A 25,801-nucleotide genomic window follows, 5' to 3' on the forward strand; every position below is an offset into this window, starting at 1 on the left:
GCGTGCGGGTTTTGCCGTCCCTTCGCTTGTAGAAAAGCCCCATGGCCGACATCTCGCTCACCCTTTCCCAGGCCGACCAGCGGTTCGCCGCGCAGGCCAAAGCCGCATCCGGCTGGCGGACGCGGGTCGTGGTGATGTGGCTGGTGCTGTCGGTACTGTTGCTGATCATCGATGCGCCGATGATCGCGGCAGTCCGCTTTGGCGATCCCGATGACGCGTTGCGCCTGATCGAAGTGCGCGATCTGCTGGGCGGGCAAAGCTGGTTCGATATGCACCAGTACCGCATTGCCGCACCCGCCGGCGTGGCGATGCACTGGTCGCGGCTGGTCGATATGCCCCTCGCCGGGATGATCCTGGTCCTGCGCCCGCTGCTGGGCCCGGCGCTGGCCGAAATGGTGACCGTGGTCGCCATCCCCTTGCTGACGCTGCTCGCAACGCTCACGTTGGTCGGGCGCCTGACTGCGAAATTCTTCGATACCGAAACCGTGGGTATCGCCTGCCTGGTCACCGGGATCGGCGGGCCACTGCTGTTTCAGATGACGCCGTTGCGCATCGACCATCATGGCTGGCAGGTCGTTATGGCGCTGGCCGCGCTCAATGGCCTGGCCGCGCGCGATGCGCTGCGCGGTGGGCTGGTGATCGGCGCGGCCATGGCTGCGTCGCTTGCCATCTCGATCGAGGGGTTGCCGCTGACCGTCGTATTCCTGGGCGTGCTGGCACTGCGCGGCCTGATCGGGACCGCGCAATTGCCCGGCACGATCGGCCATGTCACGCGCGCGTTTACCGGGCTTGCCGCCGCCAGTGGCGCGCTGGCGCTGGCGAGTGCGGGGATATTCCTCGGTACGCGCGGGCTGGGCGATCTGGCCACGCATTGCGATCAGATTTCGCCGATCCACGTCGCGCTGTTTGCCGTCGTGGCGCTCGGCATGGGCGCGATTGTCGCGCGCCAGCCGCGTCACTGGCCGGTCGCGCTGGGCGCGCTCGGCGTGATCGGCGCGGCGACACTCGCGCTCTATATGGGCGTGGCACCGCAATGCCGGGGCGGCGCGTTCGTCGCGCTCGATCCGCTGGTGATGAAATTCTGGTATGAGGGTGTCGGCGAAGGCATGCCGTTCTGGCATCTGCCGCTTGCGCTCGCGGTCGAATCGATCGGCGTGCCGATCGTCGGGCTCATTTCGATTTTCGTGCTGTGGCGCAGCGCAAAACGGCCCGAGGAACGGCTGTGGTGGCGCGATCATGCGCTGGTGCTGACAGGTGCGCTGCTGATCGGCGCGATGCTGTCGCGCGCTTCGGCCAATGCCTGCGGCATTGCCGCGATGCCGACCGGCGCGCTCATCCTGCGCTGGATCATCGCGTTGCGCACCGCGCGCCCATGGCGCCGCGTGCTGGGCTATTGCGGCATCCTGCTGGCGCTGATGCCGCCGCTGCCGGTGGTGGCCTGGGGGCGTGTCGCCGCGCTGATGGCGCCGACGCAGACCGCCAATGCGAGTTACACCGGGCTGCCGATGGTTTCGCGTTGCCAATACGGGATCGCAGCGCGCGCGCTGAACGCGATGCCCGCGACCGACCTGTTCCTGCCGCTCGATATCGGGCCCGACATTCTGGTGCGCACGCACCAGCGCGTGATCGCGACCGGGCATCACCGCGGCGCCGCGGCCATGCACGACGTGATCGCCGCGTTCCTGGGCACACCGGACGAAGCGCATGCGATCATCAGCCGCCGCCATGCGACGATGATCGCAGTGTGCCCCGACATCCCCGAACCCTCGAACTACATGCATGACGCGCCGAACGGATTCATGGCGCAATTGCTGCACGGCAAGGCGCCGGGCTGGCTGGAACCGGTCGATCTGGCGCCCGGCAGCCATATCCTGTTCTGGCGGGTGAAAGCGTAGACCGCGCGTTCGTCATGGCGGACTTGATCCGGTCCGCGCTGTGAATTCTCAATCCTCGTACGGAGCCACGTCCACAGAGACTGACAGTTTCTGGCCCGCGCCGCCGTGGAACACGCCATCGAGCGGCGAGACATCGGAATAATCGCGGCCCATCGCGGTAAAGATATGGTCAGACCGCGCGAGGGTATCGTTGGTCGGATCGAACCCGATCCAGCCCAGTTCGTCACCGCACCACAGGGTCGCCCAGGCGTGCGTGGCATCGGCTCCGACCAGGCGTGCCTTGCCCGGCGGCGGGATCGTGCGCAAATAGCCGCTGACATAGCCGGCCGGAATGCCATGCGCGCGCGCGGCCACGATCATCACATGCGCAAAATCCTGGCACACGCCGTGCCGCTCGGCGAACGCCTCATCGGGCAGGGTCTTGCTGGTCGTCGCTTCGCCGTCGTACGTGAATTCTTCGTAGATCGCGTGCATCAACGCCTGCCCCGCGGCCAGCACGCCTTGTTGCGACGCGAAAAACCGCGCCGCCCACGCCGCAATCGCGAGCGAGCTGGGAGTCATCGGCGCGGGGTACAGATAGCTGGCCGGGCCCATTGCGGTCAGATCCAGATTACGGGCCGCGCGTTCGCGCAACTGGCCTACGGTCGGGCCACCAAAGGCGCGATCGGCGCCATACATGCCCGCGATCAGCGACGGTTCGGACACTTCGACGCGAAATTTGCTTTCGATCTTCAGCTGCGCCAGCGGCTCGCGGATGAACAGCCGGGTGCGGTTGACGACGAACGGCCCTGCCTCTTCCTGCACCGACCATGGCACCGGATCGATCGTCAGCGCGAATTTGTCGAGCACCTGCCCCGGCCACAGCGCGGGGCGCAGCCGCACGTTGAACCGCGCCAGCCGCACAGGCGACGCGTATTTGACAGTGGTCAGGTGACGGACATTGTAGATCATGCGACTCGCTTCAAGCCAGCAGGCTGCCGCCGGTCGTGGTGCGACTGCGTTCGTATTGCAGGAAATAGCGCGCGGCAATCGTGTCGGACAGGGCAAGCAGCCGTGCTTCGATATCGTGCAGCAGTGCGCCATCGAACGCTTCGACCGTGACCGATTGCAGCGGCGCCTGCAAGGCGCGCGCCTCCAGCAGCGGGGCCTCGGGCATCATGTCTTCGCGCAGGGTCGGCAATTGCGCGACATGGTCGCAGATCGCATTGACCTGAAACACCAGGCTGCGCGGATTGTCGGGATCGAGCAGCAGCAGGTCGCACACCGGATCGCGGCGCGGGCCGGTCAGGTAGCGCGCGCGATAGGTGATCTGGCTGTCCGACAGGTCGAGCAGCAGGCCCAGCGCTTCGGGCGATTCACCGGTGCCACCGAGCGTTTCTCCGGCCAGCGTCGCCACCGTGTCGCAAATCCCCAGCCCGCGTTCGATCCGCCGGCCCAGATCGATGAACCGCCACGACGGGCCGCGGTTGAAATTTTCCGCCAGCAGGCCCGACAGCGCGCTCAGCCGCTCGATCAACTCGCGCGCTACGCGCAGCAGCGCGCCCGGGCGGTGCGATTCGAACGCCGGCAGCGGCCGATTGACCAGCCGCCAGAAATCGGGCGTGATCCGGTCGCGCAAGGTGAGACCGGCCGCGCGGAACCTGGCGAACTGCGTGCCGACACCGCCCGGCAGCACGGATTCCGAAAGCGCCGCACGCGCCGCCTGCGCGACGGGCAATTTGGCGGTTTCTTCCGAAATCGCGCCGCGCTCGACCAGCAGCGCCAGCAATGCGACGACCGTTTCGGGGTGATTGGCCGCAACCGCATCGACCTCGATCATGCTGCCGAGCACCGCGCGGATCACGCGCAGCGTGATTTCGGCGCGTTCGAGATAACGCGCAAACCAGAACAGGTTGTCCGCCGCCTGGCTGGCCAGAATGCCCCCGCCGCGGCGCACCTTGGGGGTTTCGAGCGCGCTCGGCGATGGCGGATTTGATGGCGCCGCATCGTCGACGATGCACACGTCCGCCGACATGTCGCCTTCGCCCAGCCAGCCGCTGTGGTTGTGCGCCGATGACGACAGCCGGGCAAAACCGCCGGGCATGACAGTCCATTGGCCATCGGCCCCCCGCGCGACGAACGCGCGCAAGGTAAACGCGCGCGGGGCAAAGCGTTCGTCGATCAGCGTGGGCGTGGTTGCGGGCTGAACGGGGTCTTGCGCGCAGTAATCGAACGGGCGCAACAGCATCGCGGCGTGCAGGTTTTCGCGGCTGACCCGGGACAATGTACCGCCGGCAAGACCATGCGTGCTGGGCAGGCCATCGACCTTGCGCCCGAAGGCCGAGGTGATCACCAGATCATCGAACCGGTCGCGCACGTCTTCGGCCTGCGCGGGGTCGCCGCACCACCATGTGCGCGTGTTGGGCAGGATCGGCGCTTCCTTGCGCAACACTTCGCACAGATGCGGCAGGTAGGCGGCAAAGGCCGGCGCTTCCAGCACTTCGGCGCCCGGCGCATTGACCAGTTCGACCCCGCTGCGCAGCCACGCCTCGAACCCGTCGGGCACGCCGATTTCGGTGCGCGAATCGAACGCCAGCGGATCAAGCGCATTGGTATCGATCCAGCGCCACAGCGCGTCGATCCGCTTTGGCCCGGCGATCGTGCGGACATACAGCCGATCATCGCTGACAGTCAGGTCGCGCCCTTCGACCAGCGGAAACCCGAGGTAGCGCGCCAGATGGGCCTGTTCGGGATAGGACTGGTTCAGCCTTCCAGGGGTCAGCAGCGCGATGCGCGGGTTTTCGCGCGAGCAGGCGCGCGCCATGCCGCTGCGCAATTGCGCGAAGAACTGCGCCAGCCGGCGGACATGGATATCGCTGAGCAGGCCGCCGGTGCTGCGCGACAATGCCAGCCGGTTTTCAAGGGCATAGCCGATGCCGTTGGCCAGGCGCAGCCGGTCGCTGACGATCTGCCACTGCCCGCCCGTTTGCTGACCGGGCCCGCACACCAGATCGGCGGCATAGACCGACAGCAAGGGTGCCGTGTCACGGCTGTTGCCCGAGGTCTTGCTGCGCACGTCCTTGCCGCGCGCGTCGCGCGCGCGGATCATGTTGCGCGCAAAGAACCGGCTGCCGGCGACCAGCGCGGCGGGCAGGTGCCCCGCGCTGACCAACCGCCCGGCGCCATAGATATCGTCGGTCACTGCCTCGATCAGTTCGGCGCGCTGGATCAGACCGCGCTCGATTTCGCGCCACTGGGCCGCGCCGATCACCAGCGGCATCGGCGACAGCGGCCAGGGACGTTCCTCGGTATCGCCGGTCATGCGAAAGCTGAGGCCCAGTTCCTGGATCTGCCGCGCGACGACTTCGGCGACCGGAATACCCGCCTCATCGCGCAGCGCCGACAGCCCGGCGGCCATCGTCTGCCACCTGGCCGCCACCGCAGCCGGCGCCAGCCGATAGAGATCGAGCGCATCATCTGCGACCGGATAGTCTTTCAGCCGCGCGCGCGCAGCAATAGTTGGGGGCGCGGTCGCCAAGACCGCGCTCAGGCCAGCCAGGCGGGGCGGCGCAGATCGAGCGTCATCGGAAACTCCCCAGGCAGTTCGGGCGGCGGCACAGACACATGACCGGGACTATGGCCGTGCGCCTGAAACCGCGCAAGCCGCCGCGCTTCGGCCTCATAGGCGTTGATCGGCACCGTATCGTAACTGCGCCCGCCGGGATGCGCGACATGATAGACGCAGCCGCCCAACGATCGCCCGTTCCAGGTATCCAGCACATCGAACGTCAGCGGCGGATGCGGCGGCAATTGCGGATGCAGGCAATTGGCCGGCTGCCACGCCTTGTACCGCACGCCGCCCACGCCTTCGCCGTGAACACCCGTAGCGCCTAGCGGCACGCGCCGGCCATTGCACGTAATCACATGGCGCCCCGCGACAAGACCCGTGGCGCGCACCTGCAACCGCTCGGTCGAGGCATCGACATAGCGCACGGTGCCGCCGATCGCGCCGGTTTCGCCCAGCACGTTCCACGGTTCGAGCGCATGGCTGATTTCCAGCGTTACCCCGCTTGCCTCGATCGTGCCATGCACCGGAAAACGGAACTGGCGCTGCGCCTCGAACCACGCGGGGTCGAAACGATAGCCCGCCTGCGCCAGATCGGCGAGCACATCGCTGAAATCGGCCCAGACATGATGCCCCAGCATGAACCGGTCGTGCAATTGCGTGCCCCAGCGCACCAGTGGCCCCGACGTTGGCTCGCGCCAGAACCACGCCGCCAGCGCGCGCAGCAGCAATTGCGCGGCCAGCGACATGCGCGCCTCTGGCGGCATTTCGAACCCGCGAAATTCGACCAGCCCCAGCCGGCCGGTCGGACCATCGGGCGAAAACATCTTGTCGATGCAGATTTCGGTGCGGTGCGTGTTGCCGGTGATATCGACCAGCAGGTTGCGGAACAGCCGGTCGACCAGCCAGGGTGGCGGCGTTGTCAGACCGTCTTGGGGCAGATCGGGATGCGGAACCTGAGCCAGCGCAATCTCGAGCTCGTACAGCCCTTCGTGCCGCGCCTCGTCGATACGCGGCGCCTGGCACGTCGGCCCGATGAACAGGCCCGAAAACAGATAGCTGAGCGAGGGATGGCGCTGCCAGTACGTCACGAACGACTTCAGCATGTCGGGCCGGCGGATGAACGGCGAATCGAGCAGGCTGGGCCCGCCGAGCACGATATGATTGCCGCCGCCGGTGCCGGTGGCGCGCCCGTCGACCATGAACTTGTCGGCGGTCAGCCCGATTTCGCGTGCGCATTCATAGACCGTCTCGGTGATCATCACCGATTCGCGCCATGATGCGGCAGGCTGGATATTGACCTCGATCACGCCGGGATCGGGCGTGACTTTCAGCACGATCAGGCGTGGATCGGCCGGCGGCGGATAGCCCTCGATCCGCACCGGCAGGCCGGATTCCACCGCAACCGCCTCGATACTGGCAACCAGGTCGAGATAGTCCTCCAGCGTTTCCACCGGCGGGATAAATACGCACAGATGATCGCCGCGCGCCTCGACCGTGATCGCGGTGCGCACCGCACCCTCGATCGCGACCTGTTCGGTTCGGCCCTGGTCGGCGACTTGCGGCGCGGCGACCGCAATCGAAGCCTGTGCCGCGCGGGGTCGTTCGGGGGGCGCGCTGGCGCGCTCGGCTACTTGCGCGCGCAAATCAGGCAGGGGCGCACGGGGTTCTGCCGGGTCCTGCGGATGGATATACGGAAAATCGGCCTCGGGCACATGCGGCAGCGCGCCCAGCGGCAGGCGGTACCCCAGCGCCGAATCGCCCGGCGCCGCAAACAATGTACCGCGCCGCACTTTCCAGCGCTCGGTGCGCCATTTGGGGGTCGCACCCGGCTGTGGCGCGGCCTGCCACCAGCGCTGGATCGGCAGGACGTGCCCGACCGGGCTGGTCAGCCCGCGCTGAAACGTGCGCATGAAGCGCGCGCGTTCCTCGGGGTCATCCAATTTGGGATCGGTCGGCGCGACATTGTCGGGCAATTGCGCTTCTTTGACGATCCATTCGACCGCATCTTCATAGACCGGCTGTGCAAAGTCCTCGTCGACGCCGAGCATCCGCGCGGTGTGCTTCAGAAACCGCGCGGCATCGGCCTCACCCAGCGGCTCGGCAATGTCTTCGGGCGCAGTGAGCGTGCTCTTGGCGATCAGCTTCGCGTCGTTCCACACCGGCACGCCGTCCTTGCGCCAATATATCGAATAGCCCCAGCGCGGCAGGCTTTCGCCCGGATACCATTTGCCCTGCCCGTGATGCAGCAGCGACCCCGGCGCAAAGTGCCCTCGCAACATGCGGATAAGGTGGTCGGCGAAATAGGCCTTGGTCGGCCCGACTGCATCGGCATTCCATTCGCCCGCCTCGTAATCGCCATCGCGCACGAACGTCGGCTCGCCGCCGATGGTCAGGCGCACGTCCTGCGCCTGCAGATCCTCGTCCACCTTGTCGCCCAGCGCCATCAGCGCGTCCCAGCGCGCATCGGTAAACGGCCGGGTGATGCGCACAGCCTCGGCAATACGCGACACGTCCATTTCGAAATGAAACTCGGTGTGGACCGGCTCCATCACCACGCCCTCGATCGGCGAGGCCGAGCGGTAATGCGGCGTCGCGCACAGCGGGATATGCCCCTCGCCGGCAAACAGCCCCCAGGTCGAATCGAGCCCGAGCCAGCCCGCGCCGGGCACAAACACTTCGGCCCAGGCGTGCAGGTCGCAGATATCCTGCGACACGCCGGCCGGCCCCTCGACCGCGGCCACGTCGGGCGTCAGCTGGATCGAATAGCCCGAGACGAACCGCGCCGCAAAGCCCAGCCGGCGCAGCAACTGCACCAGCAGCCACGCCGAATCGCGGCACGACCCGCTGCCGATTTCCATCGTTTCCTCAGGGCTCTGCACCCCGGATTCGAGGCGGATGACATAGGCAATCTGGCTGTTGACCGCCTGGTTGAGCGAAACCAGAAAATCGATCGTGCGGTCGCTGACATGGCGAAACCGCTCGTATAGCGCATCGAAGCGCGGCCCCTGGCCCTCCAGCTCGAAATAGGCCGCCAGGTCGATCGCCAGCATGGGATCATAGGCAAACGGGTATTGCTGCGCGGCGTCCTCGACAAAGAAATCGAACGGATTGATCACCGCCAGTTCGGCCAGCAGATCGACCTCGATCGAAAAATGATCGACGGGATCTGGAAACACCACCCGCGCCTGCCAGTTGCCGTGCGGATCCTGCTGCCAGTTGATGAAATGGTTGGCCGGGCTGATCGTCAGCGAATAATTGGGCACCGCCGTGCGGCTGTGCGGCGCGGGGCGCAACCGGATGACCTGCGGCCCCAGACGGACCGGCTTGTCATAGGTATAGCGGGTGAGATGGTGCAGGGCAGCCTTGATCATGGGCCAACTGTGCGCGATCCGGTGCTGCGCTGCAACCTGTGCGTGCCGTTTACGGCACCTTTGTCGCGATTTTGCACTTGCCCCGGCACAAGTCTGTTTGCCTTTGCGCCGGGTATCGGAACAACCGAGGTCAGTCCTTCATGAAAGCGGCAAAGGCGTCCTTGTAGCGGGGATGCCAGCGCGAGAGCGCGGGACGGTTTTCGATAACGTCGCCCATCGTCCACGCCATGCGCTTTTCATCGGTCGGCCGGGTCACATCGTTGTCGGGACACAGGATGTAGAAATCGCCCGCCGCCATCCGCTCGAACAGGAAATCGGCGACCTGTCCGGGCGCCCAGGCCGCGTCAGGCTTTGTGTTGCTGGTGCGGGTCATGCCGGTAAAGGTAAATCCCGGGATCAGCAGATGCGCGGTGATGCGCTCGCCGGTCGTCTCCAGCAACGTGTGTGCCAGACCTTCGGTCAGCGCTTTGACGCCCGATTTGCTGACATTGTAGGCGGTGTTTCCCGGCGGCTGCGTGATACCCTGTTTCGATCCGGTGTTGACGATGATGCCGGGACGGCCATCCGCGATCATTGCGGGCACGAACGCCTGCACGCCGTGAAGCACGCCCATCAGGTTGACGCCGATGACCCGATCCCAGATTGCCGGTCCGGACAGCGTGTCGGCTCCGCCGTCGATTGCGGCATTGTTCATCAGAAAGGATACCGGGCCGAAACGGCTGCGGACTTCGCCGGCCAGGGTTTCAACCGCCGACCGATCGCTGACATCGACGACGAACCCCGCCGCGTTTTCGCCCAGTTCGGCTGCACGCTGCAGCACCGCATCCGCGCAGTCGACTAGACCGACCCTCATACCTGCGGCAACCAGCTTGGTGGCAACCGCCAGACCGATGCCCCCCGCAGCGCCCGTCACGACCGCGGTGCTGCCTGCTGCAAGTGCTTCCATTGTCTGTCTCCTTCACGGGGGCGCGGGCACGCAATGGGTGCCGGCGCGACGCCCTTTCCATGCACAATGCGCGCCGGCGCCATTTCGGCCCACGACAAGACGGTGGTGATGGGAATATCGCGCGTACGCGCTGCCGGGATAATGTCGCTGCGGCAGGGTTTTGTCGTTGCCCAACGAAAACTGGATGCCCCGCAAGGATTCGAACCTTGATAAACGGTATCAGAAACCGTTGTCTTACCATTAGACGACAGGGCAATAGTGGCGCGCAGGTAGGCTTGCAGCGGGTGGGTGTCAAGACAGCAGGGGCCTTGCCCTGTGTGAACGGCGCGCCAATGCGGCGGCGCGCCTTGCGGGCGGGGCGGTCTGGCGCTACATATCGAGACAAGTACCCGGCCGGCATCATCCGGCATCGGGAAAACATAAGCAGATTTGAACAGACATGGCCGACACAGACGCGTCGGCAGGCAACGCGGCCAAGCGGCCCGGCCGGAAAAGGCGGCGCAAGCATGCCTATGCCAGGGCAACCGCACTAAGGTCTTCCGCGCGCCCTGCCGCTCTCGATATTGCTACCCCCGATACTGCCATACCCGATCCGGGCGTGCCCGTCATCTTGGATACGATTGATCCGGGCGGAGCGCCGATCGAGCCCGTACAATCGCCCAAGGCGCAACCGCGTGACCTGATCGAGCCGGGTCATGACACAGGCCATGCCGCCGCGATCGAAGCGATGGTACGCGCCGTGCCCGGCATTCGCCCGGTGCCGTTTCACCGGCTGGCCTATGCCGCGATCGACCTTGGCACCAACAATTGCCGGCTGTTGATCGCGCGCCCGTCGGGCGATCATTTCGTCGTGATCGATGCGTTCAGCCGGGTCGTGCGCCTGGGCGAAGGGCTGGCGCAATCGGGGCAGTTGTCCGAAGCGGCCATGGATCGCGCATTGGCCGCACTGCAGATCTGCGCCGACAAATTGCGCCGGCGCAATGTCCACCTGGCCCGTTCCGTCGCGACCGAGGCGTGCCGGCGCGCAACCAATGGTGCGCAGTTCATCGAGCGCGTGCGCCGCGAAACCGGTATCCGGCTCGATATCATCACCGCGCAGGAAGAGGCGCGGCTGGCGGTGCTGGGCTGCCACATCCTGCTGGAGCACGGCGAAGGCCCGGCGATGATTTTCGACATCGGCGGCGGATCGACCGAAATGGTGCTGGTCGATACATCGGACCCGGTGCCGCGCATTCTCGATTGGCAATCGGTGCCATGGGGCGTCGTGTCGCTGACCGAAAGCATCGGCGACATCGCCGACAGCGCCGATGCGCGCGCGGCCGCCTATGCCGAAATGCGGCGGCTGGTGCGCACCGGGTTCGCCAGCTTTGCCGAGCGTGTCGCCACCGAACGCGAAGGCCAGGCCGATCAGGGCACGATCCGCCTGCTGGGCACCAGCGGCACGGTGACCACACTTGCCAGCCTGCATCTGAATCTGCCGCATTACGATCGCAGCGCGGTCGACGGGGTGATCGTGCCAGCGGCATCGATGCGCGCCATCAGCCAGCGGCTGGCCTCGTGCTCGTTCGAGGAACGCATCGCGGTGCCGTGCATCGGGCGCGAGCGCGCCGACCTTGTGGTCGCCGGTTGTGCGATCCTGGAAACCATTCTCGATATCTGGCCGGCGCAGCGGCTGGGCATTGCCGATCGCGGCATTCGCGAAGGCATCTTGCGCAGCCTGATGGCGACTGCCAGCGATTCGGAAAAAGCGCGGCTGGCCACCCGCCGCCGCGATACCGCTCCTGTAAAGGACATTGCATGACCCGCGCCGGAAGCGACCCCAGCCGCCTGAAAAAGGGCAAGGGCCGGACCGCGTCATCGCACCGCTGGCTGACGCGCCAGATCAACGATCCCTATGTGCAGAAAGCGCGGGCCGAAGGCTGGCGCAGCCGTGCCGCGTACAAATTGATCGAGCTCGACGAGAAATTCGCGCTGCTCAAGGGCGTGCGCCGCGTGCTCGACCTGGGCATTGCGCCGGGCGGATGGAGCCAGGTCGTGCGCAAGCAGGCGCCGGGCGCCAAAGTCGTCGGAATCGATCTGCTGCCCACCGACCCGATCGACGGCGTGACCATTTTCGAAATGGATTTCATGGACGACGCCGCGCCCGCTGCGCTCAACGAGGCGCTGGGCGGCGCGCCCGATCTGATCCTGTCGGACATGGCGGCCAACACCGTGGGCCACAAACAGACCGACCATCTGCGCACGATGGGCCTGGTGGAAACCGCGATCGATTTTGCGATCATGCATATGGCGCCGGGGGGCACGCTGGTCGCCAAGGTCTTTGCCGGCGGCACCGACACCGCGCTGCTCGCGCTGCTGAAGCGCAATTTTACGACGGTCAAACACGCCAAGCCGCCCGCCAGCCGCAAGGATTCGTCCGAATGGTATGTCGTAGCGCAAGGATTCAAGGGCGTGGCCACCCCTGCTGACGGTCAGCAATGATTTCCACAGGCTGGATTTTGCGCGAATCACTTTACGGCGCCTAAAGGGCCCCCAGTTTCAGATTAACCGTTTTCAAATTTACCCGGAGCAATTCCCGATGGCCGATTCCGCCGACGACCGCCTGCGCCTTCTGATCGAACGCATCGAACGCCTGGAAGAAGAAAAGAAGGGCATCGGCGACGATATCAAGGATGTCTACAGCGAAGCGAAGTCGACCGGGTATGACGCCAAGATCATCCGCCAGATCGTCCGCCTGCGCAAGATGAAGCCCGACGACCGCCGCGAAATGGAAGCGATCCTGGAAACCTACAAGAACGCGCTCGGCATCGACTGATCGGCTCTAGTGGCTGACGGTTAATGCCATAGCCAATGCTGCCGCATTGCCACAGGCATGCGCCAGTATCGCTGCGATCAGGCCGTGGCGCATGCGCAGATAGCCGAACACCAGTCCTGCCCAAAGCTGTGGCATGACCATCGGCACCACCACCCACGACAAGCGCGGGTAGTTCGCCATGTGCGCCAGCGCGAACACCGCGACCGATAGAGCGAACCACACCGCAAAGCCGTGCGCGAACCAGCGCAGCGGTTCGGTGCGGCGACGCAGCACCAGCCAGCCGACCAGTGCCGCGATCAATGTCGCGACAAACCCGAGCGATGCGGCCGTGTCGTGCCAGTGCCGTTGCACCGCGATAAGCATGAGCCCGGCGATGATCGCCATTGCCAGCAACCACAGCGCGCGCGGTCGGCCCGTCAGCCAACCGCGAAACAGCGATTCCTCGCCGATGGGTGCCGCCAGCACGACTGCCACCGCAAGTACGGGGCCTGAAAAGCCGCGAAACGCCTCTGGCGCCGGCACATGCATGGTGCGTTGCCACACGGCAAGCACAGCGCCGATGACCACCAGGCCACACAGATACAGGCCCAGCATCACCCCCCATGTACGCCATCCGGTGCGCAAAGGCGTGGGCGTGATCAGGCGCGGCATGGCAAGCCAGGCGCGAAAATCGGCAAGAACGGTGCGTATCATCGCGCCAGTTATGCCACCGCGACAGTTAAGGCCGCGTGGACATTGCCCAAAGCGTTACAAACCGCTAGGCCGCGCGCACATCCCGCATGAGGCGGGCAAGCGCAAATCCGGCAAGAAGCACGACCATGGCAGGCCATTCCAAATTCAAGAACATCATGCATCGCAAAGGTGCACAGGACAAAAAGCGTTCGGCTACGTTTTCCAAGCTGTCGCGCGAAATCACCGTCGCAGCCAAGATGGGCATGCCCGATCCGGACATGAACCCGCGCCTGCGCGCCGCGATCAACGCCGCCAAGGCGCAATCGATGCCCAAGGACAATATCCAGCGCGCGATCGACAAGGCGACCAAGGGCGAAGGCGATAACTATGAAGAAGTGCGCTACGAAGGCTATGGCCCGGGCGGCGTGGCGATCATCGTCGAGGCGCTGACCGACAACCGCAACCGCACCGCGACCAATATCCGCACCGCGTTCTCCAAGAATGGCGGGAACCTGGGCGCATCGGGCGCGGTCAGCCACGGGTTCGACCGGCTGGGCCTGATCGAATATCCGGGCAAGGTGGGCGACGAGGACAAAGTGCTCGACGCCGCGATCGAGGCCGGCGCCGAAGATGTCGAGAGCGACGAGGATTCGCACCAGATCTGGGTCACGATCGAAAACCTGCACCCGGTCGCGCGCGAGCTGGAAAAGGCGCTGGGCGAAGCCGAAGGCGTGAAGCTGGCGTGGAAACCGCAGTTGAAGGCCGTCGTCGATGCCGAGACGGCGATCACGCTGCTCAAGCTGATCGACGTGCTCGATGACGATGACGATGTGCAGACGGTGTGGGGCAATTACGAAATCCCCGACGATGTCATGGAAAAACTGGGCTAAGTGATCATCCGCAAGTGATTATTTTGGGCGTCGATCCCGGCCTGACCTGCACCGGCTGGGGGGTGATCGCCAAATCGGGCAGCCGGATCAGCCATGTCGCCAATGGCCAGATCCGCACCGATACGTCGCTGTCGATGGCCGAACGCCTCGTCCAGATCGATTCGGGGCTGAACGCGGTGATCGCCGCGCATCACCCAGACGCCGGCGCGGTCGAGGAAGTGTTCGTCAACGTCAATCCGCAGTCGACGCTGAAACTGGGCCAGGCGCGCGGGGTGGCGATGGTCGCGCTGGCACGCGCGGGCATGCCGGTGGCGGAATACCCGACCAAAGTGATCAAGAAAGCGCTGGTCGGCACCGGTGGCGCGGCGAAGAACCAGATCCAGGCGATGCTGGGCGTGCTGTTGCCGGGGGTGAAGCTGGCGGGCGAGGACGCCGCCGATGCGCTGGCGGTCGCGATTACGCATGGCAATATGCTGGGTAGCCATCGGTAAAGGCTTTTCCTAAGCCCCTCCCCTGCAGGGGAGGGGTTGGGGTGGGGCCGCGCCCCACTGGCCAACGCTTGTGGATCATCGCGATATGGGATTGCAGCCGAGAGGCCCCACCCCCAGCCCCTCCCCTGAAGGGGAGGGGAGCAAGGAAAGTCAGCCGAACACTTCAGCTTCGTCCTCCGCAAAACGCCCTTGCCGCAACACATATGCGCCGCGCAGGCCGTTGAAGAGATAGATCGCCACGACGCTGTCGATCGCCAGGCCGCCAAACTGGACCGCGACCACTTTGCCGATCAGCTCGAGCGCCACCATGAACAGCGTCGCGCCGCCCCAGAACAACCCTTTGCCCAAGCGCAGGCGCCAGCCGGCGATTATGCCCATGACCGCTTCGACCAGGCCGCCGATCGTCGCGCCTTTTGCCAGTTCCGGGTTGGTCTTCATGATCACGAAGCCGTAGACCAGCGCGCCCAGCAAACCGAGCACCGCAAATGTAAACGCGGCATAACTGCCCGTGCGCGTCGCGGTGTGCGCGCCCATGCGCGTCGTCAGATCCACGTTTCCCATCGCCATTTCAGCAATTCCCCAAACCACGGCCGCAATTTTCCATGCAACCCGCGTTGTTTTCAAGCCCGTTCGCGGTTAGGGAACAAAACATGCCCGTTCGCGAATAGAGACCAATCCAAATGATCGCAAAGCTGACCGGCATCCTTGACGACACCGGCCCCGACTGGGCGGTGATCGATGTGGGCGGCGTCGGCTATCTGGTGCATGCGTCGGCACGCACGCTGGTGCAACTGGGTAATCCGGGTGATCGCGCGGTGCTACATACCGAATTGCAGGTCAGCGAAAGCGACATGCGGCTGATCGGGTTCACCACCTCGGGCGAGCGTGCGTGGTTCCGCGTGCTGATGGTCGTGCAGGGTGTGGGATCGAAAGTCGCGCTGGCGATCCTGTCGGCGCTGACGGTCGATGAATTGCAGCGCGCATGTGCCGCCGGCGATGCCGCGATGATCGCGCGCGCCAATGGCGTCGGGCCCAAGCTGGCCAGCCGCATCGTCAACGAATTGAAGGACAAGGCCGGCGGCCTGGCCGGGCTTGGCGGCGGCCTGGGGATTATCGGCGACGGCGTTATTGTGCCCCCCGGGTCGATCAGCGGCGATGCGGTGTCGGCATTACAGAACCTGGGTTTCAAGCCAGCCATTGCCGCGACAGCCGTGACCCGCGCGATCGAGGACCTGGGCGACAGTGCCGCGCTGGGTGATGTGATGCGCGTCGCGCTGAAACACGCGACCGCATGACCGACAACCCGATCCTGTCTGCCAAGGCGCAGATCGAAGACACCGATACCGCGATGCGGCCCAAGAGCCTGGCCGAATTCGTCGGGCAGGAGGCGGCGCGTGAAAACCTGAAAGTGTTCATCGCCAGTGCCAAGGCGCGCAACGAGGCGATGGACCATGTGCTGTTCTTCGGCCCGCCCGGCCTGGGCAAGACGACACTGGCGCAGATCATCGCGCGCGAACTGGGGGTGAATTTTCGCGCAACATCGGGCCCGGTGATTGCCAAGGCGGGCGATCTGGCCGCACTGCTGACCAACCTGGAGGCAGGCGATGTGCTGTTCATCGACGAAATCCACCGGTTGCAGGCGCAAGTCGAGGAAGTGCTGTATCCTGCGATGGAGGACCGCGCGCTCGACCTGATCATCGGCGAAGGACCTTCGGCGCGATCGGTGCGGATCGATCTGCCGCCGTTTACGCTGATCGGCGCGACGACGCGGCAGGGATTGTTGCAGACGCCGCTGCGCGATCGTTTCGGCATTCCGGTGCGGTTGCAGTTCTACACCGTGGCCGAATTGGAACGTGTGGTGGCGCGCGGCGCCATGCTGATGGGCGTCGGTCTCGATGCGCAGGGCGCGCACGAAATTGCGCGGCGCGCGCGCGGAACGCCGCGCGTGGCCGGGCGGCTGCTGCGCCGGGTGCGCGATTTTGCGCAAGTCGCGGGCGTTTCGGTGATTACGCGCGCGCTGGCCGATTCGGCGCTGACCCGCCTCGAAGTCGATTCGCTGGGGCTCGATCTGCAGGACCGGCGCTATCTGATGATGATCGCGGATATCTACAAAGGTGGCCCGGTCGGCGTCGAAACGCTGGCCGCGGGCCTGTCCGAACCGCGCGATACGATCGAGGATGTGATCGAGCCGTACCTGATCCAGCTGGGCCTGGTGGCGCGCACCGCGCGCGGCCGCTGCCTCAACGATCGCGCCTGGGAACACCTGGGGCTCGCGATGCCGGCGCCGGCCAAAGCGCCGCTGGGTGGGCTGTTCGATTCTGCCGGGTGAAGCGCGCGCGCAGTAAACAGCTGCGCCCGATCCGTTCCGAAGTGGCACAGAGTTAACCGGTCCGCTACGTAATCGCGATAAAGACCCTCGTGGCCGGCCAAAAACCGGTTAATCCCGTTGCCCTGTGGCGGGGGATATGCGCTTGATTGTATTGGGACATGTGTTCCTCCGTTTGAAGTTGCCGGATTCGAAGCGCCGGACCTTTGCGGATCATGAGGGTAAAGGCGACAAACATGTCGGTTCGGATGGCATTGACGAAACTGGCGGCCTGCGTGGCAGGCGGCGCGGCATTGGGCGGGGGCGCGGTACACGTGTCCGAAGCACCGTCGATGGCAGAGCTGCATCATGTGAAGCCGGTCAAGGTGATGCACGGCAAGGAAGTGCATTTCGTGGCGGCCCGGCCGATCCATCATGTGCGCCATCGCATGCGCCGCATCGTGCGCACCACAACGACGCGGACCTATGCCCCCCAGCCGCAGATGGCGATGGTTCCCGTGCCGTACATGCCTCCGATGCCTCCGCAGATGCAGACAGGCGGCGGCGGTAGCCCGGTCGTGGTCGAAGGCGGCGGCGGTGGCGGCTTTGGCGGCGGATTCTTCGGCGGCTTTTTCGGCGGCGGTGGCAGCGGCGGCGGTGGCGGCAGCGTTGTCGTCACCTCGACCAGCACCGGCTCGACTTCGACATCGGGTGGTTCGACTTCGACATCGGGTGGTGCGACTTCGACATCGGGTGGTTCGACTTCGACATCGGGTGGTTCGACCTCGTCATCGGGCGGTTCGACCTCGTCATCGGGCGGTTCGACTTCGACCTCTTCGGGCGTCTCGACCAGCTCGGGCAATGTTTCGACCAGCACCGGCGGTGTGACGTCCAGCTCGGGCAATGTCTCGACCAGCTCGGGCGTGTCGACGAGCTCCGGCAATGTCTCGACCAGCTCGGGCGTGTCGACGAGCTCCGGCAATGTCTCGACCAGCTCGGGCGTGTCGACGAGCTCCGGCAATGTCTCGACCAGCTCGGGCAATGTCACCAGCAGCACCTCGACAAGCAGCACCGGCGGATCGACCTCCACCTCGAGCAGCACGTCCACGTCTGGCAGCACGTCGACTTCGGGCAGCACCTCGACGTCGGGTAGCACCTCGACGTCGGGCAGCACGTCCACGTCGGGTAGCACCTCGACATCGAGCGGCACGACCACCGGCTCGACATCGAGCACCAGCAGCGGGACCGACGTTCCCGAACCATCGATGGTCATCCTGTTCGGCCTGGGCGCAGCAGCCCTGGTCGCCCGTCAACGCCGCGGCATGAAGATCGCCAAGGCCTAACCCCTGCAACAAGCAACGAAAGGGCCGGCCATCCCCTGCGGATGGCCGGCTTTTTTTGTCCATTTCCGGTCCCTCGGTATGGGCATCACGCTTCGATAGTGCACGTCGTACCAACACGTCGTCCCGGACTTGATCCGGATAGAGGACGTAAGGGGGACACAAAAACAGGGGCGGCACCACCTGGTGCCGCCCCCGTTTTCACACCTGCCGGGGCGATCAGGCCGCCAGTTTGCGCAGCACGTACTGCAAAATGCCACCGTTGTTGAAATACTCGATTTCGTTTGCGGTATCGATGCGGCACAGCGCGGTGAACGTGAACGACGAGCCGTCGGGCCGCGTGACCACGACTTCGACGTCCTGGCGCGGTTTCAGGCTGGCGACGCCGGTGATCGTGAACGTGTCGTCGGCGGTCAGGCCGAGGCTCAGGCGTGTGTCGCCGTTGGTGAACTGTAGCGGCAGCACGCCCATGCCGACCAGGTTTGACCGGTGGATGCGTTCGAAGCTTTCGACGATGACCGTGCGCACGCCGAGCAGCTTGGTGCCCTTGGCCGCCCAGTCGCGCGACGATCCGGTGCCGTATTCCTTGCCCGCGATCACGACCGTGGGCACGCCTTCGGCCTTGCGCAGCATCGCCGCGTCATAGACCGGCAGGACCTTGTCCCCCACTCTGGACAAACCGCCCTCGGTGCCGGGGACCATTTCGTTCTTGATGCGGATGTTGGCGAACGTGCCGCGCATCATCACTTCGTGGTGGCCACGGCGCGCGCCGTAGGAATTGAAATCGGCCTTGGCGACCTGGTGCGCCATCAGCCATTCGCCGGCGGGGCTGTCGGCCTTGATATTGCCGGCCGGGCTGATGTGATCGGTGGTGATCGAATCGCCCAGGATCAGCAGCGGCCTGGCATCGACGATATCGCCGATCGGTTCGGGCGTCATGGTCAGGCCGTCGAAATACGGCGGATTGGCCACATATGTCGAACCCGCGCGCCACTGGTACGTTTCCGAGCCGGCGACATTGATCGCCTGCCAGTGCTTGTCGCCCTTGTACACGTCGGCATAGCGCGCGCGGAACATGTCGCGATCGACCGCGCCGGCCATGACCGAGGCGACTTCGGCGTTGCTGGGCCAGATGTCCTTCAGATAGACATCGGTGCCATCCTTGCCCTGGCCGATCGGCGTCGTCGTGAAATCGTCGATCACCGTGCCTTTCAGCGCATAGGCGACGACCAGCGGCGGGCTGGCGAGGAAGTTGGCGCGCACGTCGGGGCTGACGCGGCCTTCGAAATTGCGGTTGCCCGAAATCACCGAGGCGGCGACGATGCCGTGTTCGTTGATCGCCTTGCTGATCGGTTCGGCCAGCGGCCCCGAATTGCCGATGCAGGTGGTGCAGCCATAGCCGACCAGGTTGAAGCCGATATTGTCGAGATGGCTCTGCAGGCCGGCCTTGATCAGATAGTCGGTGACCACCTGGCTGCCCGGCGCAAGCGAGGTCTTTACCCAGGGCTTGGGCTTGAGGCCGTATTCGTCGGCCTTTTTGGCGACGAGGCCGGCCGCGATCAGCACGCTGGGGTTCGACGTGTTGGTGCAGCTGGTGATCGCCGCGATCACGACATCGCCATCGCCGATGTCGTGCGCGTTGCCATCGATCGCGACGCGCGTCTGCGTCTTCTTGTAAACCTCGGCCAGGTCCTGGTTGAACACGTCATCGACCTGGGGCAGCGTCACCTTGTCCTGCGGCCGCTTGGGGCCGGCGAGCGAAGGCACGACGGTCGACAGGTCGAGTTCGAGCGTCGAGGAGAAGATCGGCTCGATCGCCGGGTCGATCCAGAAGCCCTGTTCGCGGGCATAGGCTTCGACCAGCGCGATCTGGTCTTCTTCGCGGCCGGTCAGGCGCAAGTACTCGAGCGTCTTGTCATCGATGCCGAAAAATCCGCAGGTCGCGCCGTATTCGGGCGCCATGTTGGCCAGTGTCGCCCGATCGGCCAGCGACAGCCCGGCCAGGCCCGGGCCGAAATATTCCACGAAGCGCCCGACGACGCCGTGCTTGCGCAGCATGTTGGTCGCGGTCAGCACGAGGTCGGTTGCGGTCACGCCTTCCTGCAATTCGCCGACGAATTTGAACCCGACCACTTCGGGCACCAGCATCGACACCGGCTGCCCCAGCATCGCGGCCTCGGCCTCGATCCCGCCGACGCCCCAGCCTAGTACGCCCAGGCCATTGACCATCGTGGTGTGGCTGTCGGTGCCGACGCACGTATCGGGATAGGCGACCATTTCGCCGTTCTGGTCTGTGCTGGTCCACACCGTCTGCGCGATGTTTTCCAGATTGACTTGGTGGCAGATGCCGGTGCCCGGCGGCACGGCGTAGAAATTGTCGAGGCTCTTCGATCCCCATTTGAGGAAGTCGTAGCGTTCGAGATTGCGGTGGTATTCGATTTCGACGTTCTGTTCGAAGGCCTGCGGCGTGCCGAATTCATCGACCATCACCGAATGGTCGATGACCAGGTTGACCGGCACCAGCGGGTTGATCTTGCTGGTATCGCCGCCCAGCGTGGCCAGCGCGTCGCGCATCGCGGCCAGATCGACCACGCAGGGCACGCCAGTAAAATCCTGCAGCAGCACGCGCGCGGGGCGATACTGGATCTCGTTGGTCGATTCGACCGGGCTGTGCTGCCAGTCGATCAGGCCCTTGATATCGTCTGTCGAAACCGTGAACCCGGCGTCTTCGAACCGCAGCAGGTTTTCCAGCAGCACCTTCATCGAAAACGGCAGGCGGGAAATGTCGCCGAATTTCGCCGCCGCCTTGGCCAGCGAATAATACGCGTAGGATTTGCCGCCGACGGAAAGCGTGCTGCGGGTGCCGAGCGTGTCGTGTCCAACCTGGGTCATGCGAGCGGGTTCCCTATGCATAAGTGCGCGGCAATTCCTGTCGCCATGGCCCGGTGTCGTCTCCCGAAATCGGGAATACGCGCGACATTTTGCGCAAGTGGGGGCCGGAGCGCGAGACAGGAAATGCCTTGCGGAGCGGATCGCGCGATGCGCGATAGACAGCGCTGCGTCAAGGCCGGGGAAACGCTAAAACGTACCGTTTGCAGGATTCCCCCATGCGTACGATGCTTATTGCGACGCAGTATCATTTGTGTGCGTTTCAGGCCGGGTTGGGCTGTCCGTTATCGCTCGGCACGGTACGCGTGGCGATTGCCAGCAGGCACCCGCCGACGATCAGCACGACCCCGCCCAGCGTGCGCAGCGTCACCGCCTCGCCGAACATCAGCCAGCCGACCAGGCACGCCCAGATGAATGCAGTGTATTCCAGCGGCACCAGCACTTGCGCCTCGGCTCGGGCATACGCCCACCCGAGCAGCATCAGCGACACGACAGCCAGCGCCGCGCCCACCCCGATCAGCGCCAACAGCCCGCCATGCGGCACCGCCGCCAGCCACCACGCGCCAGGCGCGAACAGCAGTGCAATGAACAGGTTCTGGAAAAACGCGATTTCCACCGGCCCGGCCAGCTGCGCCTGGCGACGCTGTACCACCAGGTTTGCGGCATACAGCACCGCCGAACACAGGATCGCAATCATGCCGTGGACCGCCGCCGGCGAATAGTGCGCGCCGGCGGCGACCGTGCCCGCCACGATCACGCCGACGCCGGCCAGCGCGAGCAGCGACCCGGCAAAGGCGCGCCGTGCGATCCGTTCGCCCAGGAACACCGCCGCCAGGAACAGCGCGATCAGCGGCGCGATGAACGACAGCGCCATCGCCTCGGCCAGCGGGGTATAAATCGTGCCCCAGAAAAACAGCCCGGCCATGACCCCGCACAGCGCCGCGCGGCCCAGATGCAGCGCCAGCACATGCAGCGTCGGAAACCCTGCCGCCCCTTCGCGCCGCCGCGTGAACAGCCATACCGGAGTCATCAGCCCCAGACCGAAGACATTGCGCCAGAACAGCGCGGCATAGGCGCCCGCGGCGATCGACGCCGCCTTCATCACGCCGTCCATCACGCTGAAACTGGCCAGGCCCGCCAGGGTGACGCAGATCGGGATAAGGGACGAACGGCTGCGCATGACCGGCGCCATAGCGGCATCGCCTGCCAGGTGCAAAATTGCCGGGGCGCTTGCGCGCGTTTCGCCGCACGCGGCTTGATTGCCCGGCGCGGGTGGGGCAGGGAATGCACAACCATTTCCGTATTTTCCCCATCCGCAGGTACCCCCTTCATGCGCGCACCCCACAGGACAAACCGCTCCGGCCTGTCATCCCTTGTTCTGACCGCAGGCGCCGGATTGTTTGCCTTTACCGCGCCGGTTTCCGCCAGCCCCGGGCAACAGGGCCCGACCGATCTGACCGCACCGGTGGTGCACAGGCCAAAGGCGACTTCACCCAGAACCGCGCCGGTCGTCGCCGTCCCTGCGGCGACCGACTCTACGGCGACCGACCCGGTTACCAACCCCGCCGGCGCCAGCACGCTTCCGAATACCGCCGGCCCGACCACGGCTGGCGGATTTGAAGTCGAGACGGTGGAATCGCTACCCGTCGCGCATTTCACCCTCGCCGATGCGCAGGCACTGCTGGCCGCGATCCGCGCGGCCGGGGCCGAGGGCCTGTATGCGCGCGACTATACGCCGGCCGTGCTCGCCGCCCAAATCGCGCGCGGCGAAAGCCCCGATCTCGATACGCTGGCGAGCAAGCTGTTCATCTGGCTGGCCGAGGATCTGCGCGACGGGCGCACGCCGATGACTGCGCGCGTGCAGTGGTTTGCCGTCGACACCGACCAGGACACGCATCCCAACGCGCAATTGCTGGCACAAGCCACCGAATTGCACGACGTGACGGGCGTGCTGGCATCGCTGACGCCGACACACCCCGATTACGCACTGCTGAAAGCGATGCTCGCCAAATCGACCGACCCCAGGCAGTCGATGATGATCCGTGCCAACATGGATCGCTGGCGCTGGCTGCAGCGCGACCTGGGCATCCAGTACCTGATGATCAACGTGCCCGAGCAGGTCCTGCGCCTGACCGTGAACAACAAGATCATCCACACCTATCGCACGATCGTCGGCAAACCCGGCAAAACCGCGACGCCGCAATTGGCCGAACACGTGAAGAACGTGGTGTTCAACCCGACTTGGACCGTGCCGCAGTCGATCGTGGTGGGCGAAGGCCTGGGCAAGCGGTTGATCGCCAACCCCGCCAAAGCCAAGCGCGAAGGCTGGGCCGCAACACAAGGCGCAGACGGCGTAATCACCGTGGTGCAGCAGCCGGGCGCGAACAATTCGCTGGGCCGGGTCAAGCTCGACATGCCCAACGAACACGCGATCTATATTCACGACACGCCCAATCACGCGCTGTTCGCACTGCCCGCGCGCGCGCTGAGCCACGGCTGCGTGCGCGCAGAGCACGCGACCGAACTGGCGATGACGATGGCGATCCTGGGCGCCGACCTGCCGCCCGAAACCGCGATCGAATACAACCTGTCGGGCAAATACACCAAAGTGCCGATGACCAATCCCTGGCCGGTGTACATCACGTATTTCACGGTCGCGCGCGATGTGGATGGCTTGATGCGCAGTTTCCCCGATATCTACGGCCGCGATCCGTCGGTGCTCGCCAGCTTTGCCCAGCCGCGCCAGTTGCACACCACCCAGCGCAAGAGCAACGAAGCGGTGATTAAGCTGGATAACCCGCTGTAATCTTACAAAACAAACGAGAAGGGCCTCCGGCGGCCAAGGGCCATCGCCCATAAGCGCTAACATAACATCTGTCGTCGCCCCGGACTTGATTCGGGGTCCCGCTTTTTGTTATATTAGCGCAGTATGTGAAGCGACGCCGCAAGAAGAAAGCGGGACCCCGGGTCAAGCCACTACGGCATTCACACATTTTGCATGCCTTCGAAAAATTTATATAATTCAATAACCTATATATTGTCATTCCCGCGGACGCGGGAATCCAGACTGGGCGCCAAGCGGTTAGTTCGGTGCTTGGCGCCCAGTCTGGATTCCTGCGTCCGCAGGAATGACGAGCGAGAATACGATGTGTGAATGCCGTAGGGGGGTCAAGCCCGGGGCGACGAATTTCGCGATAGTTAGCGCCTATGGGCCATCGCCCTTGGAACCCGCAACTTTTGGATTTGCGCCTACCGCGAAGCGGCTGGAAAATCTGCCGTTTCGCGGCGAAATACCACGGTCGAATCGGCTTTCAGGCCAATATATTAACGGGATCCAAGGGCAATGGCCGGTATAGACCGGCTACATAGGTAACACTTTGGACCGGCAACATGGGTAACAGTTCAGAGTATCGGGCGGGAGGACCGTTCGATGCCCTTTACAGGTCAAAGTGTTATGGACAGCCGGCTTGGGTTTGTGGCTGCGTGCCTCAAGAAAGAGGTGCCGATTGGTGATTTGTGCTCGCAGTACGGGATCAGCCGGAAGACGGGGTACAAATGGCTTTCACGTTATCTGGAGCTGGGAGCGTTGGGTCTGTCGGAGCAGAGCCGGGCGCCAAAGACGATACCCTGGCGCATAGACGCACAGACCGAAGCGGCGATCCTAGGGCTTCGCGAGCGCTTTCCGACATGGGGGCCGCGCAAGCTGCTGGCGCGCCTGGCGCTGGATGTTCCGGATGGGCACTGGCCAGCGGCAAGCACGATCGGCGACCTTTTGCGGCGCAAGGAACTGAGCCAGACGCGGCGTATTCGGCGCTCCGGGGGCGCGGGCCATGGCCAGCCGGCGATCCCGCAGGCCGCCAACGAGATATGGTCTGCAGATTTCAAAGGCTGGTTTCGGACAGGTGATCGTGTGCGCTGCGAGCCGCTGACGATCACTGACAATTACAGCCGCTACCTGATCCGCTGCGAGGCCGTGCCACGCGCCGACATGGAAAGCGTCATTCCACTTTTCGAACAATCTTTCAAAGAGTTGGGTTTGCCAGCATCGCTTCGCACGGACAATGGCCATCCGTTCGGGATGAGCCGGGGGCTCGGCGGACTGACCCGGTTTTCAGTGTGGTTGGTGAAGCTTGGCGTCATGCCCGAATACATAACCCCGGGCCGCCCTGATCAGAATGGTCGTCACGAGCGGATGCATCGTACCCTTGCCGAAGACACCGCCGCACCACCGGCAGATACGCTGCGTGAACAGCAGGCCCGGTTTGACACCTGGCGGCACCTCTACAACACCTACCGCCCTCACGAAGCACTGGGACAGATCTGCCCGGCGTCGGTCCACACAGCCTCGACCAGGCAGTTTCCCGACAAGATCGACGCATGGGACTATCCTGACGACCACTACGTCCTGCCCGTCACAGCCAAGGGTCTGGTTCGCTGGCGCGACAAAACACTCTACATCACTGAAGCTTTGGCCAACGAAACCGTAGCCATCGTCCAACGCGACAATGGAGACTGGACCGTACGCTTCCGCTGGATCGATCTGGCAACCCTGAGTGATCAGTCAGCCCAGATTGTGGGTTCAAAGCTGGCTCGTACGAGCCAGCTTTGAACCCACAATCTGGGCCAAATCTGTTACCTAT

General features: G+C 64.8%; 20 protein-coding genes and 1 tRNA gene. 11 read left to right on the plus strand and 10 right to left on the minus strand.

Going from position 1 to position 25,801, the window contains the following annotated elements; all coding sequences use genetic code 11:
- The first annotated feature begins 41 nt into the window (after nucleotides 1-41).
- Complete coding sequence (locus ACOOE2_RS18820) at nucleotides 42-1,895, plus strand: hypothetical protein (RefSeq protein WP_420384507.1); 1,854 nt, start codon at nucleotides 42-44, stop codon at nucleotides 1,893-1,895.
- Nucleotides 1,896-1,943: 48 nt separating this feature from the next.
- Here ACOOE2_RS18820 and ACOOE2_RS18825 read toward each other — a convergent pair whose 3' ends face one another.
- The 5 genes from ACOOE2_RS18825 to ACOOE2_RS18845 form a co-directional block, all read right to left on the minus strand.
- The gene (locus tag ACOOE2_RS18825; RefSeq protein WP_420384508.1) at nucleotides 1,944-2,846 is read right to left on the minus strand and encodes a transglutaminase family protein; all 903 of its coding nucleotides are present in this window, start codon (nucleotides 2,844-2,846) and stop codon (nucleotides 1,944-1,946) included.
- Nucleotides 2,847-2,856: 10 nt separating this feature from the next.
- Complete coding sequence (locus ACOOE2_RS18830; protein ID WP_420384509.1) at nucleotides 2,857-5,412, minus strand: circularly permuted type 2 ATP-grasp protein; 2,556 nt, start codon at nucleotides 5,410-5,412, stop codon at nucleotides 2,857-2,859.
- 8 nt (nucleotides 5,413-5,420) lie between these two features.
- Entirely contained in the window at nucleotides 5,421-8,813 is a 3,393-nt protein-coding gene (locus ACOOE2_RS18835) for a DUF2126 domain-containing protein (RefSeq protein ID WP_420384510.1), read from the minus strand.
- 130 nt (nucleotides 8,814-8,943) lie between these two features.
- Nucleotides 8,944-9,759: an SDR family NAD(P)-dependent oxidoreductase gene (locus tag ACOOE2_RS18840; protein ID WP_420384511.1), complete on the minus strand. Its 816-nt coding sequence runs from the start codon at nucleotides 9,757-9,759 to the stop codon at nucleotides 8,944-8,946.
- Between the two features lie 181 nt (nucleotides 9,760-9,940).
- Nucleotides 9,941-10,014, minus strand: a tRNA-Gln gene (locus tag ACOOE2_RS18845).
- A gap of 184 nt (nucleotides 10,015-10,198) precedes the next feature.
- On the opposite strand from ACOOE2_RS18845, the gene ACOOE2_RS18850 reads away from it, so the two are divergent.
- The 3 genes from ACOOE2_RS18850 (at nucleotide 10,199) to ACOOE2_RS18860 (ending at nucleotide 12,574) form a co-directional block, all read left to right on the plus strand.
- Nucleotides 10,199-11,560 carry a Ppx/GppA phosphatase family protein gene (locus tag ACOOE2_RS18850; RefSeq protein ID WP_420384512.1) on the plus strand — a complete coding sequence of 454 codons (1,362 nt, stop codon included), beginning with the start codon at nucleotides 10,199-10,201 and terminating at the stop codon, nucleotides 11,558-11,560.
- Nucleotides 11,557-12,240: an RlmE family RNA methyltransferase gene (locus ACOOE2_RS18855; RefSeq protein ID WP_420384513.1), complete on the plus strand. Its 684-nt coding sequence runs from the start codon at nucleotides 11,557-11,559 to the stop codon at nucleotides 12,238-12,240. The genes ACOOE2_RS18850 and ACOOE2_RS18855 overlap by 4 nt, the downstream gene beginning before the upstream one ends.
- A 97-nt stretch (nucleotides 12,241-12,337) precedes the next feature.
- On the plus strand, nucleotides 12,338-12,574 hold the full coding sequence (locus ACOOE2_RS18860; RefSeq protein ID WP_420384514.1) for a DUF2312 domain-containing protein: 237 nt from the start codon (nucleotides 12,338-12,340) through the stop codon (nucleotides 12,572-12,574).
- Nucleotides 12,575-12,580: 6 nt separating this feature from the next.
- Here ACOOE2_RS18860 and ACOOE2_RS18865 read toward each other — a convergent pair whose 3' ends face one another.
- Nucleotides 12,581-13,267, minus strand: a complete 687-nt coding sequence (locus ACOOE2_RS18865; RefSeq protein ID WP_420384515.1) for a type II CAAX prenyl endopeptidase Rce1 family protein — start codon at nucleotides 13,265-13,267, stop codon at nucleotides 12,581-12,583.
- Nucleotides 13,268-13,392: 125 nt separating this feature from the next.
- Between ACOOE2_RS18865 and ACOOE2_RS18870 the strand changes: the two genes are divergently transcribed.
- Both ACOOE2_RS18870 and ruvC read left to right on the plus strand, forming a co-directional pair.
- Nucleotides 13,393-14,136: a YebC/PmpR family DNA-binding transcriptional regulator gene (locus tag ACOOE2_RS18870; RefSeq protein ID WP_420384516.1), complete on the plus strand. Its 744-nt coding sequence runs from the start codon at nucleotides 13,393-13,395 to the stop codon at nucleotides 14,134-14,136.
- A gap of 14 nt (nucleotides 14,137-14,150) precedes the next feature.
- A complete protein-coding gene (gene ruvC / locus ACOOE2_RS18875) occupies nucleotides 14,151-14,627 on the plus strand; it encodes a crossover junction endodeoxyribonuclease RuvC (protein ID WP_420384517.1) in 477 nt (158 codons plus the stop codon).
- A 150-nt stretch (nucleotides 14,628-14,777) separates the two neighbouring features.
- Here ruvC and ACOOE2_RS18880 read toward each other — a convergent pair whose 3' ends face one another.
- Complete coding sequence (locus tag ACOOE2_RS18880) at nucleotides 14,778-15,194, minus strand: hypothetical protein (protein ID WP_420384518.1); 417 nt, start codon at nucleotides 15,192-15,194, stop codon at nucleotides 14,778-14,780.
- 113 nt (nucleotides 15,195-15,307) lie between these two features.
- Here ACOOE2_RS18880 and ruvA point away from each other — a divergent pair, with 113 nt between their 5' ends.
- Nucleotides 15,308-15,922, plus strand: coding sequence for a Holliday junction branch migration protein RuvA (gene ruvA, locus ACOOE2_RS18885; RefSeq protein ID WP_420384519.1), 615 nt, complete (start codon nucleotides 15,308-15,310; stop codon nucleotides 15,920-15,922).
- Complete coding sequence (gene ruvB / locus ACOOE2_RS18890) at nucleotides 15,919-16,956, plus strand: Holliday junction branch migration DNA helicase RuvB (RefSeq protein ID WP_420384520.1); 1,038 nt, start codon at nucleotides 15,919-15,921, stop codon at nucleotides 16,954-16,956. Before ruvA ends, ruvB begins: the two co-directional genes overlap by 4 nt.
- A 460-nt stretch (nucleotides 16,957-17,416) precedes the next feature.
- Here ruvB and ACOOE2_RS18895 read toward each other — a convergent pair whose 3' ends face one another.
- Nucleotides 17,417-18,205 (minus strand): hypothetical protein, encoded by a 789-nt coding sequence (locus ACOOE2_RS18895; RefSeq protein WP_420384653.1) that lies wholly within the window; start codon nucleotides 18,203-18,205, stop codon nucleotides 17,417-17,419.
- Here ACOOE2_RS18895 and ACOOE2_RS18900 point away from each other — a divergent pair.
- Nucleotides 18,198-18,275: a hypothetical protein gene (locus ACOOE2_RS18900; protein ID WP_420384650.1), complete on the plus strand. Its 78-nt coding sequence runs from the start codon at nucleotides 18,198-18,200 to the stop codon at nucleotides 18,273-18,275. The two genes, ACOOE2_RS18895 and ACOOE2_RS18900, sit on opposite strands and share 8 nt — an antisense overlap.
- A 216-nt stretch (nucleotides 18,276-18,491) precedes the next feature.
- On the opposite strand, the gene acnA is transcribed toward ACOOE2_RS18900, so the two are convergent.
- Together acnA and ACOOE2_RS18910 are read right to left on the minus strand one after the other, a co-directional pair.
- Nucleotides 18,492-21,164 (minus strand): aconitate hydratase AcnA, encoded by a 2,673-nt coding sequence (gene acnA / locus ACOOE2_RS18905; protein WP_420384521.1) that lies wholly within the window; start codon nucleotides 21,162-21,164, stop codon nucleotides 18,492-18,494.
- A 259-nt stretch (nucleotides 21,165-21,423) separates the two neighbouring features.
- On the minus strand, nucleotides 21,424-22,341 hold the full coding sequence (locus tag ACOOE2_RS18910; protein ID WP_420384522.1) for a DMT family transporter: 918 nt from the start codon (nucleotides 22,339-22,341) through the stop codon (nucleotides 21,424-21,426).
- A gap of 150 nt (nucleotides 22,342-22,491) precedes the next feature.
- Here ACOOE2_RS18910 and ACOOE2_RS18915 point away from each other — a divergent pair, with 150 nt between their 5' ends.
- Nucleotides 22,492-23,967: a L,D-transpeptidase family protein gene (locus tag ACOOE2_RS18915; RefSeq protein ID WP_420384523.1), complete on the plus strand. Its 1,476-nt coding sequence runs from the start codon at nucleotides 22,492-22,494 to the stop codon at nucleotides 23,965-23,967.
- Between the two features lie 648 nt (nucleotides 23,968-24,615).
- On the plus strand, nucleotides 24,616-25,770 hold the full coding sequence (locus ACOOE2_RS18920) for an integrase core domain-containing protein (protein WP_420381167.1): 1,155 nt from the start codon (nucleotides 24,616-24,618) through the stop codon (nucleotides 25,768-25,770).
- Nucleotides 25,771-25,801 lie beyond the last annotated feature (31 nt).

It is taken from the genome of Novosphingobium sp. (genome assembly GCF_965214355.1).
Classification (GTDB): domain Bacteria; phylum Pseudomonadota; class Alphaproteobacteria; order Sphingomonadales; family Sphingomonadaceae; genus Novosphingobium.